The following is a 16379-nucleotide window of genomic DNA, read 5'->3' on the forward strand; positions in this document are numbered from 1 at the left end:
GTCAGGCTCCTTCGGGGACGGAGGTCGGTGCGGGGGAGGCGGCGGGGTGGCCGGCCAGTTGGATGATGGAGCTCTTGGCCGCCGCGCTTTCTTCCACTGCGGCCAGAATACGCTGGACGATCAGACCGTCCTCGAACCCCGGCGAGGGCGGGGCTCCCGTGCCGATCGCGACCAGGAAGTCGCGGATTTCGTGCGTGAAGGTGTGTTCCCATCCGATCACGTGCCCCTGCGGCCACCAGGCCCCGGCGTAAGGGTGAACAGGTTCGTTGACCAGGATGCGCCGGAAGCCCTGCTCCCTGACCGGAGCCGTCGCGTCCAGGAAGCCCAGTTCGTTCAGGTTTTCCAGATCGAACAGGATGGACCCTTTCGCTCCATAGATCTCCAGTTGGAGCGAGTTTTTCCGGCCGGTGGCCACCCGGGACACCTCCACGGAGGCGACGGCCCCCGAGGCCATCGAGAGCGTGGCCCAGGCGGCGTCGTCGACCGTGACCTCTTCCGGTCCGTCCGCGCCGGGGCGCTGCGAGGTGAAGGTGTGCAACCGGCCGGAGACCTCGGTGACTTCCTCTTCCAGCAGGAACAGCACCTGGTCGATTACGTGGGATGCGATGTCGCCCAACGCCCCGGACCCCGCGGTGTCCCTGTTCAGCCGCCAGGTCATGGGAGCTTCCGGGTCCACCAGCCAGTCCTGAAGGTAGGCTGCCCGGATGTGCCGGACTGCACCCAGCCTGCCCTCGCGGATCAGTTCCCGGGCCAGGGCCAGCGCCGGGATGCGCCGGTAGTTGAAACCAACCATGGACTGGATGCCCTGGCTGCGGGCAGACTTCGCCGCCGCCGTCATCGCTTCCGCCTCGGCCAGGGTATTGGCGAGCGGCTTCTCCACCAGTACGTGCTTGCCGGCGGCGAGCGCGGCGACGGCGATCTCCGCGTGCATGAACCCCGGGGCGCAAATGTCCACGATGTCGATGTCATCCCGGGCAATCACTGCCCGCCAGTCCGTGGAGGACTCCGCCCAGCCAAACTTGGCGGCGGCCTCGGCCACGCCGGCGGCATCCCGACCAACCAGGACGCGCTGCTCAAACGCCGGGACGTCGAAGAAGCTGGCAACGTTGCGCCAGGCATTCGAGTGGGCCTTGCCCATGAACGCGTAGCCGATCATGGCAACGCCCAGGCGCCGGGCGGCATTGGAATCCAGCATTGGGCTGTCCTAGAGAGTAGCGGCGGTGGGGTCCCAGTCGGCGGGCAGCGGGGGAGCCGCCGACGCAGTACTGGCAAGGTCGATGAAGGTCCCGGTCTCGATGGATTCGGCGATGGAAACCATGGCATCAAGCACGTGGTAGGCCATCTGCCCCTGGGCGCGGTGGGGGACGCCGGCCCGGATGGCCCGGGCCATTTCCAGGACGCCGGTGCCGCGGGAAGACTTCGAACCGACGGCGGCGATGACCTCCGGAGCTTCCGCGCCGCGGCGCGTCAGCAGGATGTCGCCGTCGAACATGTTCGGATCGGGGAAAGCAATGGTCGCTTCGGTCCCGTTCACCTCCACGAAACCGGCCCGCTGCAGGTTGGAGTCGAAGCTGAAGATGCTCTGGGACGACTCGCCTCCCGCGAACTGGGCGATCGCGCTGACATGGCTCGGCACGGTCACCTCGAATTCCTCGCCGGCCTTGGGACCGGAACCAATGACCCGCTTCTGCCGCGAGGTGGACCCGAAGGCTGCCACCTTGGAGATCGGTCCGAACGTCTGGATGAGTGTTGTCAGGTAGTACGGACCGATGTCGAAGAGCGGCCCTGCGCCTTCCTGGAACAGGAACGCCGGATTCGGGTGCCAGGACTCCGGTCCCGGGGACTGCATCAGCGTCAACGCGGTCAGCGGAACGCCGATGCCGCCTTCGGCGATGATCCGCAGGGCTGTCTGCAGGCCCGCGCCCAGGAACGTATCCGGCGCGCAGCCCAAGCGGACATTTGCGGCTTCGGCGGCTTTGAGCAGCGAGAGCCCGCTTTCCCGGTCCAGCGAGAACGGCTTTTCGCTCCAGACGTGCTTCCCGGCGTTGACGGCGGCGGTGGCGACTTCCACGTGGGCGGCCGGCGTGGTCAGGTTGACCACGATTTCCACGTCCGGGTGCGTCAGGGCAGCCTCGACGCCCCCGGATGCCGGGATCCCGAATTCTGCTGCCCGTGCTGCGGCGGCGTCCTCGAACATGTCGGCCACGACGTGCACTTTGACGTCGGGGAAGCCTGTGAGGTTTCCCAGGTATTCCTTGCTGATGACTCCGGCGCCGATGATGGCGACGCCGACGGGACCGGTGCGGGGGGAGTTGGCTGTTGTCATTACTTGCCTTCCTTCAGATACGTCAGGGATTCCCCGACGGCGTCGAAAATGTCGCCGTTGAAGTCATCCAGTTCCACCACGCCCGCTTCGAGGTTCTTGGCGGCAGCGATGACCTCCCGTATCGGCATCCGGCCGGCACCGACGGCCACCTGGTCTTTGTCCACCTTGGTCAGCGGGCCGTCCTTGATGTGGATGAAACGGACTCTGTCGCCGAGCCGTTCCAGCAGTGCGACCGGGTCCTCGCCGCCGACGGCGGCCCAATAGGTGTCCACCTCAAGCACCACCTGGGGGTCCAGGTTCTCTGCCAGCACTTCCAGGGCGGACCGGCCGTTGATCCGGTTTTCGAGCTCGAACTCGTGGTTGTGGTATCCGACGGCGATCCCGTAGGCAGCGCCCTTGGCGGCCGCCGCGTTCAGCGCTTTCGCCGTTTCCACGATGTCCGCCTCTGTGGTCCACCGGGCGCTGTCCACATGCGGGTCGATGACCGTTCCGATGCCAAGCTTCTGCGCGGCCTGGAAGATTTCGTCCTGGTCGGCGCGGAGCAGCGGAGCATGGCCGGAGGGGGCGGTGAGCCCGTTCGCGGTCAGGGCGGCGGCCAACGCGTCGGCATTGGCCACGAAGTTGTACGGTTCCACCGCTGTGTAGCCCAGTTCGGCCACGCGCTTGACCGTGGCTTCCAGGTCCGCTTCCAAGGGGCCGCGGACGGTGTAGAGCTGAAGGGAGTAAGTCACAGATTCTCCTGGCGTAGATATTTTCGGCCCTGGGCCGATCCCGGCAGTTGCTGGCTGGTGCACAGCGACCTGGTGTTGAAGGCGGCCGCATCAGTAAAGCTAGAACAGCTTTTGACGGCAGTCAAGCAAAAGTTGGGCGGCAAATGTCGGAGAAGGGAATTGTGACGAACATAAGCTCGCCGTGCTTACATTGATTCATGTCAAGTCCGACCGTCTCCGAGCTGCAGTCCACCCGCATTCCCGCGTCTGCCACGCCGGTGGTCGGCCAGGCGCGCACAGGGGAGCTGTTTCAACTCCTTCGCGACGGCCGGGCGCGCACGCGCGCCGAAATTGCCGAGCTGACCGGACTGGCACGGTCGACCATAGCCGCCCGCGTTGAAGCGCTGACGTCCCTGGGCCTCATTGGTCCCGCCGGCGAGGCGTTCTCCTCCGGCGGGAGGCCGCCGTCGCGCTTCGCCTTCCAGCCCTCCGCACGGATTGTCATGGCGGTGGACGTCGGCGCCACCCACATTTTGGTGGCGGCCACCGACCTGAGCGGCCGTGTCCTCACCGAGTCCAGGGTGGACATTGAAATCTCCGCCGGACCGCAGGCAGTGCTGGACCTCGTCGTGAAGCTCTGCCGCACGCTGCTGGCCAGGACCGGCCGGGATGCCCGCGAGCTGGCCGGCATCGGGATCGGACTGCCGGGACCGGTGGAGCACTCCAGCGGCAAACCGGCCAATCCCCCCATCATGCCGGGGTGGGACGGGTTTGATGTGCCCCGCTACATTCAGCGCAGCTTCGACACCCACGTCGCCGTCGACAACGACGTGAACATCATGGCCCTGGGCGAACGCGCGTTCTTCTGGCCCGACGTCGAGAGCCTGCTCTTCATCAAAGTCGCCACCGGCATCGGCGCCGGCATCATCAGCGGCGGCTTGCTGCAGCGCGGCGCCGACGGAACTGCCGGGGACATCGGCCACGTCCGCGTGCCCCGCGGGGACGGACTCCTTTGCCGGTGCGGCAACTACGGATGCCTGGAAGCGCTGGCCTCCGGACCGGCAGTGGCTGCCGCCCTCACCGCCCAGGGCGTGCCCGCCGAAACCGGCGAGGACGTGCTCGAACTGGCGCGACGCGGCGATGTCAAAGCCGTCCAGGCCATGCGCCAGGCCGGGCGCGACGTGGGGGACGTGCTGGCAACATGCGTCAACCTGCTCAACCCGTCCGTGATCGTCATCGGCGGCGGGCTGGCTGCAGGAGGCGAATACCTCCTGGCCGGTGTCCGCGAAGTGGTCTACCAGCGCTCCCTGCCGCTGGCGACTGCCCGGCTGCGCATTGTGCAGTCGATGGCAGCCGACCAGGCCGGCGTCCTGGGTGCCAGCCGGATGGTCGTGGACGACATTCTTTCCCCGGCCAGTATTGAAGCCCTCCTGGATAAGGCCTAAGGGACAAGGGCAGGGACAGGGCCCGGCTCGGGGCACGGCCGGATTGAGGCCGCGCCCCGGTGCCCCCGAGCGCGTTTTTCCGGCAGAAGGCCCTGTGTGGTAGCCGGCCGGTTGCGCCGAAACCACGGTCCGCGCGGAATATTCGACGGCCAAACAAAGAGTCCCCAAAAAAATTCACCTGCTCATTCCAAACTTTTGATTGACGATCAACATAAGTTCCACTAGCTTTGTGGAAAGTCCGGAGGCCGGACTCTCGGTGTACCTCGCGAATCTCAGACAAGGAAGTCAGAAGTGAAAATTCGTACCCTTGCCGCTACCGCCGCTATCGCGGCGCTGGCGCTGACAACAACCGCCTGCGGCGGCAGCAGCTCTTCTTCCTCCTCCTCGTCGGGGTCGGATGCGTCCGGCTCCACGCTCACGTACTGGGCCAGCAACCAGGGCACGAGCATTGACAACGACAAAGAGGTGTTGACCCCGCAGCTCGAAAAGTTCACCAAGGAGACCGGCATCAAGGTCAACCTGGAAGTCATCGGCTGGAACGACCTGCAGACCCGCATCCAGACCGCCGTCACCTCCGGCCAGGCGCCAGACGTCGTCAACATCGGCAACACCTGGGCCGCTTCCCTGCAGTCCACCGGGGCGTTCATGCCCTTCGACGATGCAGCATTCAAAGCCATCGGCGGCAAGGACAAGTTCGTCAAGACGGCCATGGACACCGGCGGGGCCGAGGGCGAGGATCCCACCTCGGTACCCGTCTACGGGCTCGCTTACGGCCTCTACTACAACAAGGCCATGTTCTCCGCGGCCGGCGTGACGCCCCCCAACAACTGGGAAGACCTCGTCGCGGCTGCGAAAAAGCTCACCAGCGGCGACAAGTACGGCTTCGCCCTGGCCGCCGGCAGCTACACCGAAAACGCGCACTTCGCCTTCATTAACGCCGCCCAGAACGGCGCCGACCTTTTCGCCCAGGACGGCAAGCCTGCCTTCTCCTCCGACGGCGTGGTCAACGGCATCGAGCGGTACCTGGACCTCATGCAAAAGGACAAGGTCGTCAACGTCGCCAACGCCCAGTACGACAACGCGATCAAGGCCGTCAACGACTTCGCCACCGGCAAGGTGGCCATGATCCTGAACCAGAACAACGCCGACAACTCCATCGTCGCCAACGGCATGACCAGCGACAAATACGGTGTGGTCCCGTTCCCGGCGCCCTCCGACGCCAAGGACCAGATCGCCAGCCACGTCGCCGGCATCAACCTGTCGATCTTCAAGAACACGAAGAACAAGGACGCCGCCCTGAAATTCGTGAACTTCATGACCAGCCCGGAGACGCAGACCGCCCTCGACAAGCCGTTCTCAGCCCTGCCGGTACTCAAGGACGCCACCCCCAACTTCACCGATAACGCCGAAGAAGCGAAGATCTTCTCCGACATCTACGCCAACAAGTCCAAGCCGCTGCCCCTGGTACCCGCTGAGGACCAGTTCGAAAGCACCGTCGGCAAGGCGATGAACCAGATGTTCGCCAAGATCGCCTCCGGTGGAACCGTCAGCACCGATGAGATCCGCACCGCGATGAAGACGGCTGAGCAGCAGGTCGCAGCCGCCGGCTAACCACCCCGGGTGGTGCCGGCAACGCCCGGCACCACCCTCCCGGCCGCCCGCATCCAAAGAAAGGTCCGTCCCGTGGCTGCTGCAACGGCACCCCCCCTCGCCACCGAAGCCCCGCCGAAGTCCGAACCCAAACAGCGCAAGCCCCGCCCGGCAGGCTGGTGGCTTCCCTACGCGCTGCTGGCGCCGGCCATAGTCTTCGAACTGGTCATCCACGTCATCCCCATGGTGACGGGCATCTGGATGAGTTTCCTGAAATTGACCAAGGCCTATATCTCCAATTGGGGCAACGCCCCCGTCACCGGATTGAAGAACTACCAGGTCGCCCTGGACTTCAATGGCGCCGTCGGCGCGGCGTTGCTCCAGTCCTTCCTGGTCACGTGCGCCTTCACTGTCCTGGTGGTGGGCATCTCCTGGACCCTCGGCATGGCGGCCGCCGTCGCCCTGCAAGGCAAATTCCGTGGCCAGGGCTTCTTCCGCACACTCTTCCTGGTTCCCTACGCCCTGCCCATGTACGCCGGCATCATCGCCTGGAAGTTCATGCTGCAAAAGGACACCGGGGCGGTCAACCACTTCCTCTTCGACAACCTCCATCTCTCCGGGGACAAGCCCTTCTGGCTGATCGGTGACAACTCCTTTGTCGCCGTCGTCGTGGTCGCCATCTGGCGGCTCTGGCCCTTCGCCTTCCTGATGCTGATGGCGGGACTCCAGTCCATCCCCACCGACGTTTACGAAGCGTCCGCCGTGGACGGGGCAAAGCCTTTCCGGCAGTGGCGCTCCATCACGCTGCCGATGGTCCGGCCGGTGAACATGGTGCTGCTTCTGGTCATGTTCCTGTGGACGTTCAACGACTTCAACACCCCCTTCGTGCTGTTCGGCAACGCCCAGCCCCCTGCGGGGGATCTGATCTCCTTCCACATCTACAACGCCTCGTTCCTCACCTGGAACTTCGGCTCAGGCGCTGCCATGTCCGTCCTGCTGCTGCTTTTCCTGCTGTTGGTCAGCGGCATCTACCTGCTTGTTTTGAACCGGAGGTCCCAGCGTGCGTGAAACCAACGGATCCAAGGTTTTCCGGGCCATCGTCGTTGCACTGCTGACCGTGTTCACGGTGGTCCCCGTCTACGTCATGGTTACCTCAGCGATGAAACCGCTGTCCGATGTCCAGGGCGCCTTCACCTGGTGGCCGACCACGGTGACGCTGGCTCCCTTTATCGACATGTGGAAGACCGTGCCGCTGGCGTCGTACTTCGTCAACAGTGTCATCGTGGCCGGCGCCGCGACCGTCCTGAGCCTGATCATCGCGGTCTTCGCCGCCTACGCGATCTCCCGCTACCGTTTCCGGGGCCGGTCCATCTTCTCCACCACGGTGCTGTCAACGCAGATGTTCCCCGGAGTGCTCTTCCTCCTTCCGCTGTTCCTCATCTTCGTGAACATCAACTCCACGCTCGGCATCCAGCTCGTCGGCACCCGCGCCGGCCTGGTGATCACGTACCTGACCTTCTCCCTGCCCTTCTCCATCTGGATGCTCGCGGGCTACTTGGACGGCATCCCGCGGGACCTGGACGAAGCCGCCAAAGTGGATGGATGCGGACCAATGGGAGCTCTCTGGCGCGTGGTGCTTCCGGCCGCCCGGCCCGGGCTGGTCGCCGTCGCGATCTACAGCTTCATGACCTCCTGGGGTGAAGTGCTCTTCGCCTCCGTCATGACCACGGATGCCAACCGGACGTTGGCGGTGGGTCTGCAGCTGTACTCCACCCAGACCAACGTCTACTGGAACCAGATCATGGCGGCCTCGCTCGTGGTCAGCGTTCCGGTGGTAGTCGGCTTCCTGCTGCTGCAGCGCAACTTCGTCGCCGGTCTCACCGCCGGCGCCGTCAAATAGGGGCCGTCAAGCAACGAGTGGCTCCGGCGGGAGACGCCCGGTCCTGAACCCTGGGGACGGTCCGGGCGGAACCGCTTGTGACGTCACCTTCCTGCGGTGGCGGCGGGCCCGTGATAGCAATAGGACTGATGAAATCTTATTTCTGCCTGACGGCTGGGCCGCGGCACCCATGAGTTCAAATGTCCTCGCCAAGGTGCCGCGCAGCTGGATCCTTCTGGCCGCCATCGGCCTGATCGCTTTGAACATGCGCGGCCCGTTCGTGGCCGTGGCCCCGGTGGTGGGCCTCATGCAGCAGGAACTTGGCTTTTCGCCGGTGGAGTTGGGTCTCCTGACCGGGATCCCGGTGCTCTGCTTTGCCCTCGCCTCACCGCTGGCCTCACTGACCGGACGCAAACTCGGCGCGGAAGTCGCCATCAGCCTCACGCTGCTGGGTGTCCTGCTGGGCGTGGTGGTGCGGTCGGCGGGCAACGGCGCCGTGGTGATGCTCGGCACGGTGATTCTCGGCGTCGCCATCACCATCGGCAATATCGCCGTACCGCTGATCATCCGGCGCGACTTCGCCCCGGCCCGGCAGGGCACAGCCATGGGCATCTACACCGCCACCCTGAACGTCGGGTCCTTTATTACCGCCATGGTGATGGCTCCGTTGGCCGCGTTGCTCGGGTGGCGGCTGGCCCTGGCCGCCTGCGGTCTCTTCGCCGTCGCGGCCCTGCTGGCCTGCGCGCTCGCGTTCGGCGGCCGTGCGTTCCGCCCCGACCCCGTCCCGGCACCGGAGCCCGCACCTGCGGGGGTGAAACCGGCATCGCGGTGGATCACCGTGGGGCTGACCGCGGGCTTCGCCGGCCAGGCGTTCTCTTACTACGGCGTCACGGCGTGGCTGCCCAGCATCCTCGCGGACACGCTCGGCATGACGGCCGCGGGGGCGGGCGCCGGGTCCTCGCTGTTTCAGATCTTCGCCATCGTGGGCGGGCTGGGCGTTCCCCTCGCGGCCCGGTTCGCCAGCACGACGGCGGTCGGGCTCACCTTGGGGCTCCTGTGGGTAACCGTGCCGGCAGGCCTGCTCCTGGCGCCCGGGCTGTGGTGGCTGTGGTCCTCACTGGGCGGCGTTGCCCAGGGCGGTGGCATTACCTTGATTTTCATCGCCATCATCCGGCTGGCCCGCGACCAGGCCTCGGCCGGCCGGATGTCCGCCGTCGTGCAGGGTGTCGGCTACTCCTTCGGCGCCCTGGCGCCGACCCTGCTGGGTTATGTGAACGGGACCTCAGGATCCTGGACCGGGCCGTTGCTGATGGTGCTCGGCTCGGTGGCGATGTTCATCCTCGGCACCGCCCTGTCCCTCCGGCACGTTCCCAAACCGCACTGATCTGTCTCTTCGTCCGCGCCGGGGAACAGCTGAGGCCCATGTTCACTGAGAACATGGGCCGCAGCTGACACCTCGACGCCGTTGTCGAGTCCCCGAGGGGTCTTCCGTCGCTGGGCCACCGCCCCGGATCTCGGGGGTGCCTGTTGCGAAGGGCGTGGCGGCCCAGCAGACGGAAATCTGCGCCTTCCGGTGGTCCCGGCAGGCCCTAGGCGGTGATGAGCTTCGGATCCTCGGTGGGGAGGTCGCCGTCGCGCGCTTCATGCAGGAACCGGTCGTAAGCCGGAAGCGTCAGGAAGTCCGGGAACGCCGGGGTGAGCGTCACTTCCTCGAAGATGTCCCGGGCATCGGCAAAGCGGTCGCCTTCGAAACGCTCGAGCTTCGCGAACTCCTCGTCCAGCATGTCCTCGACCCCTTCGCGGGTGACGACGTCGCCGGCGTCCGTGACCGCGCGGGAGAAGATCCACTGCCACAGCTGCGAGCGGGAGATTTCCGCGGTGGCGGCGTCCTCCATCAGGTTGTGGATGGCGACGGCGCCGTTGCCGCGCAGCCAGGACTCGATGTAGCGGATGCCGACCTCGATGTTGTTCCGGATGCCTTGCTCTGTGATGGTGCCGGTGCTGGCGGCGATGTCGAGCAGGGCGCGGTCATCCGGGGTGACGTCCTCGCGGAGCCGGTCCAGTTGGTTGGGACGGTCGCCCAGGACGCCGTCGAACACTTCCCGGCACACGGGCACCAGGTCCGGGTGGGCCACCCACGAGCCGTCGAAACCGTCGCCGGCCTCGCGGGTCTTGTCGGCGCGGACCTTCTCGATGGCGATCGCGTTGGCCTCGGCGTCCTTGCGGTTGGGGACGGCGGCTGCCATGCCGCCGATCGCCATGGCTCCGCGCTTGTGGCAGGCCCGGACCAGCTGTTCGGTGTAGGCGCGCATGAACGGCTGGGTCATGGTCACCTGGCTGCGGTCCGGCAAGACGAAGCGGGGACCGCGGGTGCGGAAGTTCTTGATCAGCGAGAAGATGTAGTCCCAGCGGCCGGCGTTCAGGCCCGCAGCGTGGTCCTTGAGCTCGAAGAGGATCTCCTCCATTTCGAACGCGGCCGTGATGGTCTCGATCAGCACCGTGGCGCGGATGGTGCCCTGCGGAATGCCCAGCAGGTCCTGGGCCAGGACGAAGATGTCATTCCAGAGGCGCGCCTCAAGGTGGTTCTCGATCTTCGGCAGGTAGAAGTACGGTCCTTTGCCCTGGGAGATCAGGCGGCGGGCGTTGTGGAAGAAGTACAAGCCGAAATCCACAATGCCGCCGGCGATGGGGGTGCCGTCGATGAGCATGTGCTTTTCAGGAAGGTGCCAGCCACGGGGCCGGACCACCATGGTGGGCAGATCCTCGGCGGCGCGGAGCTTGTACTCCTTGCCTTCCGGTGACGTGAAGTCGATCCGGCGCTCCAATGCGTCGCTGAGATTGAGCTGGCCCTGGATGACGTTGCGCCACGACGGAGTGGAGGAATCCTCCATGTCCGCGAGCCACACCTTGGCGCCGGAGTTCAGCGCGTTGATGGTCATCTTCTTGTCCACCGGCCCGGTGATCTCGACGCGGCGGTCTTCCAGTCCCGGAGCCGGCGGAGCGACGCGCCAGGCCGGATCATTGCGGACGGACTCGGTTTCGCGGAGGAACCGCGGATCCTGGCCCTTGGCGATCTGCTGGCGGCGTTCCTGCCGGGCCCGCAGCAGCTCCAGCCGACGGGCCGCCGTCGCCTTGTGCAGTTTGGCCACAAACGCGAGTGCATCCGGCGTCAAAACCTCGCTCTGCCGGCAGATCGGCTGGGCGGTCATCGTGACCCCGTTGATGGTGAAGTTGTCAGTGAAGCTGTTCATGGGAGTTGCTCCTTGAATGTCCGCCGTTGCCCTATCACTTTTAGTCTTCAACGAAGGTCGAGGGGGACCAAAAGTGATAGGGCAACGGGCGGGAAAAGCTGGGGACTAGTGGAACTGGCCTTCTTCGGTGGATCCCACCAGAGCCAGGGTGGATGCGTTCGGGTTGAGCGCAGTTGCGATTGCGTCAAAGTAGCCGGTGCCGACTTCGCGCTGGTGCTTAGTCGCGGTGTAGCCGCGGGATTCGGAGGCGAATTCCTTCTCCTGCAGCTCGACGTAGGCGCTCATACCTTCACGGGCGTAGCCGTGGGCGAGGTCGAACATCGAGTAGTTCAGGGCGTGGAAGCCGGCCAGGGTGATGAACTGGAAGGTGAAGCCCATGGCGCCGAGTTCGCGCTGGAACTTGGCGATCGTGGCGTCGTCGAGGTGCTTCTTCCAGTTGAACGACGGGGAGCAGTTGTAGGAGAGCATCTGGTCCGGGAAGTCGGCCTTGACGGCTTCGGCGAACTTGCGGGCCAACTCCAGGTCCGGGGTGCCCGTCTCCATCCAGATGAGGTCCGAATACGGTGCGTAGGCCTTGGCGCGGGCGATGCAGGGTTCGATCCCGTTGCGGACCTTGTAGAAGCCCTCCGGGGTGCGGACCGGCTGTCCGCCTTCGCGGAGGATGAATTCCTGGTCGCGGGGATCGACGTCGGAGGTAATCAGGGTGGCAGCCTCGGCATCGGTGCGGGCGATGATGACGGACGGAGTGCCCGCGACGTCGGCGGCCAGGCGGGCAGCGTTCAGGGTGCGGACGTGCTGCTGGCTGGGAATCAGAACCTTGCCGCCGAGGTGGCCGCATTTTTTCTCCGAGGCGAGCTGGTCCTCCCAGTGCACGCCCGAGGCGCCGGCCTGGATCATGGATTTCATGAGCTCGTACGCGTTGAGCGGGCCACCGAAGCCGGCCTCGGCGTCGGCGACGATCGGGACCATCCAGTCCTCGACGGTCTGGACGCCTTCGGAGAACTCGATCTGGTCCGCGCGGAGCAGGGCGTTGTTGATGCGGCGGACCACGGTCGGCACCGAGTTGGCCGGGTACAGGGACTGGTCCGGGTAGGTGTGGCCGGAGTTGTTGGCATCCGCGGCAACCTGCCAGCCGGAGAGGTAGATGGCGCGGAGCCCGGCTTTGACCTGCTGCACGGCCTGGTTGCCGGTCAGCGCGCCCAGGGCGTTGGTGTACGTACCCTCCTTATGCTCGCCGGTCAGCTGCTCCCACAGCTTCTCCGAGCCACGGCGGGCCAGGGTGTGCTCCTCGGAGACGCGGCCGCGGAGGCGGATGACGTCGGAGGCCGTGTAGTCCCGGGTGACACCTTCCCAGCGCGGGTTGGCAGTCCACTCGAGCTCCAGGGCTGTGGCCTGCTCTTCGGGCGTCTGCTGGGTAGGCTCAAATGCTGCAGTCATCTTTGTCTCCTTGGTGGGGTCCGGGGCCGGCTGGCTGCTTCCTCGCAGTGGTACTGGCTGGTCCGGAGCGGTGTAACTTTTCCGTAAGACCTACTTTTCTTTACTTTCAAGCAGCTTTCTAGACCAAAAGTCTGGAAAGAAATGCACTTCTTCGCGTATTCTGAAGAAATGCATCCCGCCAGCTGGAACCGTCCCGCGTCCACCACCTCCTCTCCCGCGGTTCCGGAGGTGGACGTCATCAGCATGGGCCGCCGGGTCCGCCACCTCCGCAAGGCCGCCGGACTCACGCTCGATGACCTAAGCGCCACGGTGGGTACCGCCCCCAGCCAGCTGAGCCTGATCGAGAACGGCAAACGCGAGCCCAAGCTCGGGCTGCTCCAGCAGCTCGCGGCGGCCCTCGGCGTCAGCATCGACGAGTTGCTCGGCGCGGAACCGCCCAACCGGCGCGCGGCCCTGGAAATTGAGCTGGAACGCTACCAGCGCAGTCCCATCTACGAGTCCTTGAAGCTCCCCACGATCCGTATCAGCTCACGGCTGCCGATGGATGTGCTGGAGTCGATGGTGGGGTTGCAGCACGAGCTGGAGCGCCGGCTCAACGAGCAGGTGGCGACGCCGGAAGAAGCACGCCGTGCAAACGGCGAACTGCGTGCCATGATGCGACAGCGCAACAACTACTTTCCGGAATACGAGGCGGAGGCTCAAAAGGTCCTCGCCTCGGTGGGCCACACCAGCGGTCCGCTGTCCCACCACGTCATTGCGGACATCGCCGGGCACCTCGGATTCAGCCTGCACCACGTGGGTGACCTGCCGCATTCCACCCGCTCGGTGACGGATCTGAAAAACCGCCGTATTTATCTCACACAGAACGCGCGCAGCGACCACGACCCGCGGTCCGTGCTTCTGCAAGCCCTGGGCCACTACGTTTTAGGGCACCAGACTCCCACGAACTACGGAGACTTCCTGATGCAGCGCGTAGCCACGAACTACTTCGCGGCGGCGCTCCTGTTGCCGGAGCACGCCACCGTGGAGTTCCTGCAAAAGGCAAAACAAGCCAAGGAAATCGCGGTGGAGGATATCCGGGACGCCTTCGCCGTGTCGTACGAGACCGCAGCCCACCGGTTCACCAACCTCGCCACGGAGCACTTGGATATCCGCACGCATTTCCAGAAGACGCACAAGAGCGGCATCATTTACAAGGCCTACGAGAACGACGGCGTGACATTCCCGCAGGATCACACCGGCGCCATTGAGGGACAGCCATCATGCAAGAACTGGACGTCCCGGGTGGTGTTCGACGTGCCGGACAAGTTCAGTGCCTACAACCAGTACACCGACACGCCGGCCGGGACCTTCTGGTGCACGGCCCGGACGGAGCGCTCAGCAAACGGGGAGTTTTCCCTGTCCGTCGGCGTCCCCTACGCCCAGGTGAAATGGTTCCGGGGCCGTGACACAACGGAGCGGTCCAAGTCCACCTGCCCGGACGAGAGCTGTTGCAGGCGCCCACCCGCAGCCCTGACATCCGAATGGGCCGGCAACGCCTGGCCTTCGGCCCGGGCCCACTCCCACCTTCTCGCCGCGATGCCGCCGGGCGCTTTCCCCGGCGTGGACGAGACCGAGGTCTATTCGTTCCTGCAGGCACACTCGGGGAGCTGATGTGGGCGCGCGGTGCCACCTCGCTCCGTAGGCCATCCAGGTGAACTGAGGGGGTCCGAACCAGCCCGGGGATGACTGTCGAACGTGGTGGCTCCACTTACCGCATACGATGACGGTGGACCGGTCGGTCCGTCTTGATATTCTCCGGGGGAAAAGGGCCAGTCTCATGCCGCTGCTCAACGCTGCGAATTACCTGCCACAGACAAAGTCGCCTAAAGGGCCGGGGGCATTGAGTAAGGCAGTTTCGTACCTGGCCGCCGTCATAGTCGTTGCGGCCGGTCTGATCTCCGGGGCCGTACCTGCGAACGCAGCGACCTACACGATCAAAGGCGTCGTGACGGGAAAACTTACGGCCGCGGCGGCGCCGTCGGCACTTGGATCTGTTTGGGTCGGGGCGTACTCCAATGACTCGCAGAGTTCCTACGTGGCCGGAGCATGGTCCGCCGCCGACGGCACCTATAGCTTCACCGTGCCGGCAGCCGGCAAATACAAAATCTGGACCACGTGCGCGAGCGGCGCGTGCTCCAGTACGTATCCGGACGAGTGGTACAACAATCACCCCAGTTCTTACGGCTCGGACGCCGTCGCAATCTCCGATACCGCACCCACCGTCACCATCAACCCGCAGTTGGATGGCTTCGGAAAGATGAGCGGCCGGATCACCAATGCGGCCGGTGCAGCGGTGGCCGCAGTGGAAATTTCGGCTAGCACTAATGGTGGACAGGTCAGCTCCACGACCCCGGATGCCAACGGCTACTACACGCTCACCAAAGTTCCGCCCAACCTGACAAACATCAGCGTCAGGGACTCGTCCGGCCGCAGCCTCTACAAGGGACAGTCGTGGAACGGTACGCAGGGCACGGAGACATACACAGCCACCACGGTTCCGGCCGGTGTGAACTGGACGAACGCGAACTTCAAGCTCAACAGCGAGACGGTTCTTGAGGCCACCATCACGGACACGTCCGGGACGCCTCTCGCCGAAATCGGCTACACACCTTACGTCTTCAACGACGCCACCGGCATCTGGGACGGACCTCAGATGGGACCGCTGCTAAGCGATGGCAGCGGAAAAGTATACTGGCCCATCACTGCGGGAAAGAAATACAAATTGTGCGTCACCGACGATTACTACTACCGAGGCGCACCCCGCAAGTACCGCTACAAACCAGAGTGCTACAACAACGCGGCCACGATGGAAACGGCGTCTGTCCTCACTGCCACGACAGCAGGACAACGGGTACAGGTTCCCATGAAGCTTGACGTTGCCGGACTCTCGCTCACGGCCGGCGAAATCTTCGCCTACGGCTCAGCCCAGGCTGGCCAGAGGCTCACAGTGGACCCCGGCACCTGGGGTCCGGCGCCGGTCACTCTCAGCTACCAGTGGCAGCGTGTTAAGGCATCTGTCCTTGCAGACATCGTCGGCGCCACGTCCAGCACCTACTCACCCACTGCGGCCGACGCCGGCTACGACATTTGGGCCAAGGTCACCGGCATGAAGGCCGGTTACGCCACCCACTCCGAAAGTGTCTACGCCGGGGAATCAGGCGCCGCCGCCATCACAGCGTCCAAGCCACTGACCCTCGTCGGATCGCCCCGCGCAGGCAGTACCCTCACCGCCGATTTCGGCACGCTGACGCCGGCGCCGCAGTACGGCCCCTCCTACAACTGGTATGTTGACGGCGTCGCCGACTACCGATCATACGGTGCAACGTTTGCCCTCCAGCCTTCAGCCGCCGGGAGAAAAGTGACGGTGCGCGTCAGTGCCCATGAAGGACCGCGCGAGCCCTACTACGGGCAAGCCTCCGCAACCGTGGCCGCGGGCACGCTGACTGCCCCTGTGCCGACGATTACCGGCACTGCGAAGGTAAGTCAGAAGTTGACGGCCAATCCGGGGGTGTGGGGTCCGGCTCCGGTGACGCTGGGGTACCAGTGGTTCCGCAGCGGGGTAGCTATTACGGGAGCGACGGCCGCTGCGTACACGGCGGTTTCTGAGGATTTGGCTAAGACGCTCACGGTCCGGGTGACCGGGTCGAAAGCCGGGTTCACCTCGGCGGCGAAGTCGTCCGCGGCGACGGCGGCCGTGGC

11 protein-coding genes and 1 pseudogene are annotated in these 16379 nt (G+C 65.2%); 7 read left to right on the forward strand and 5 right to left on the reverse strand.

The annotated features are described in order from the left end of the window. Position 1 precedes the first annotated feature (1 nt). The 3 genes from RCH15_RS15185 to RCH15_RS15195 are packed head-to-tail and all read right to left on the reverse strand — an operon-like array spanning position 2 to position 3057. Positions 2–1195 (reverse strand): Gfo/Idh/MocA family protein, encoded by a 1194-nt coding sequence (locus tag RCH15_RS15185; RefSeq protein ID WP_326961496.1) that lies wholly within the window; start codon positions 1193–1195, stop codon positions 2–4. A 9-nt stretch (positions 1196–1204) separates the two neighbouring features. Then, positions 1205–2326 carry a Gfo/Idh/MocA family protein gene (locus tag RCH15_RS15190; RefSeq protein WP_326961497.1) on the reverse strand — a complete coding sequence of 374 codons (1122 nt, stop codon included), beginning with the start codon at positions 2324–2326 and terminating at the stop codon, positions 1205–1207. Further along, a complete protein-coding gene (locus tag RCH15_RS15195) occupies positions 2326–3057 on the reverse strand; it encodes a sugar phosphate isomerase/epimerase family protein (protein WP_326961498.1) in 732 nt (243 codons plus the stop codon). The genes RCH15_RS15190 and RCH15_RS15195 overlap by 1 nt, the downstream gene beginning before the upstream one ends. A 197-nt stretch (positions 3058–3254) precedes the next feature. Between RCH15_RS15195 and RCH15_RS15200 the strand changes: the two genes are divergently transcribed. The 5 genes from RCH15_RS15200 (at position 3255) to RCH15_RS15220 (ending at position 9334) form a co-directional block, all read left to right on the forward strand. Beyond that, positions 3255–4481 carry an ROK family transcriptional regulator gene (locus RCH15_RS15200; protein WP_326961499.1) on the forward strand — a complete coding sequence of 409 codons (1227 nt, stop codon included), beginning with the start codon at positions 3255–3257 and terminating at the stop codon, positions 4479–4481. 291 nt (positions 4482–4772) lie between these two features. Continuing rightward, positions 4773–6092, forward strand: a complete 1320-nt coding sequence (locus tag RCH15_RS15205) for an ABC transporter substrate-binding protein (RefSeq protein ID WP_326961500.1) — start codon at positions 4773–4775, stop codon at positions 6090–6092. 72 nt (positions 6093–6164) lie between these two features. Then, the gene (locus RCH15_RS15210) at positions 6165–7139 is read left to right on the forward strand and encodes a carbohydrate ABC transporter permease (RefSeq protein WP_326961501.1); all 975 of its coding nucleotides are present in this window, start codon (positions 6165–6167) and stop codon (positions 7137–7139) included. Next, a complete protein-coding gene (locus RCH15_RS15215) occupies positions 7132–7971 on the forward strand; it encodes a carbohydrate ABC transporter permease (protein ID WP_326961502.1) in 840 nt (279 codons plus the stop codon). Before RCH15_RS15210 ends, RCH15_RS15215 begins: the two co-directional genes overlap by 8 nt. A 169-nt stretch (positions 7972–8140) precedes the next feature. Continuing rightward, positions 8141–9334 (forward strand): MFS transporter, encoded by a 1194-nt coding sequence (locus tag RCH15_RS15220; RefSeq protein ID WP_326961503.1) that lies wholly within the window; start codon positions 8141–8143, stop codon positions 9332–9334. Between the two features lie 205 nt (positions 9335–9539). Here the strand turns inward: RCH15_RS15220 and aceB are convergent, their stop codons facing one another. Next, positions 9540–11201, reverse strand: a complete 1662-nt coding sequence (gene aceB / locus RCH15_RS15225; RefSeq protein WP_326961504.1) for a malate synthase A — start codon at positions 11199–11201, stop codon at positions 9540–9542. A gap of 105 nt (positions 11202–11306) precedes the next feature. Continuing rightward, positions 11307–12638 (reverse strand): isocitrate lyase, encoded by a 1332-nt coding sequence (aceA, locus tag RCH15_RS15230; RefSeq protein ID WP_326961505.1) that lies wholly within the window; start codon positions 12636–12638, stop codon positions 11307–11309. A 141-nt stretch (positions 12639–12779) separates the two neighbouring features. Between aceA and RCH15_RS15235 the strand changes: the two genes are divergently transcribed. Together RCH15_RS15235 and RCH15_RS15240 are read left to right on the forward strand one after the other, a co-directional pair. Continuing rightward, positions 12780–14291: a helix-turn-helix domain-containing protein gene (locus RCH15_RS15235; RefSeq protein ID WP_326961506.1), complete on the forward strand. Its 1512-nt coding sequence runs from the start codon at positions 12780–12782 to the stop codon at positions 14289–14291. A gap of 229 nt (positions 14292–14520) precedes the next feature. Next, a pseudogene (locus RCH15_RS15240) lies at positions 14521–16379 on the forward strand (hypothetical protein); the annotation flags it as partial.

The sequence above is a fragment of the Arthrobacter sp. MP_M4 genome (assembly GCF_035984855.1).
Taxonomy (GTDB): Bacteria; Actinomycetota; Actinomycetes; order Actinomycetales; family Micrococcaceae; genus Arthrobacter.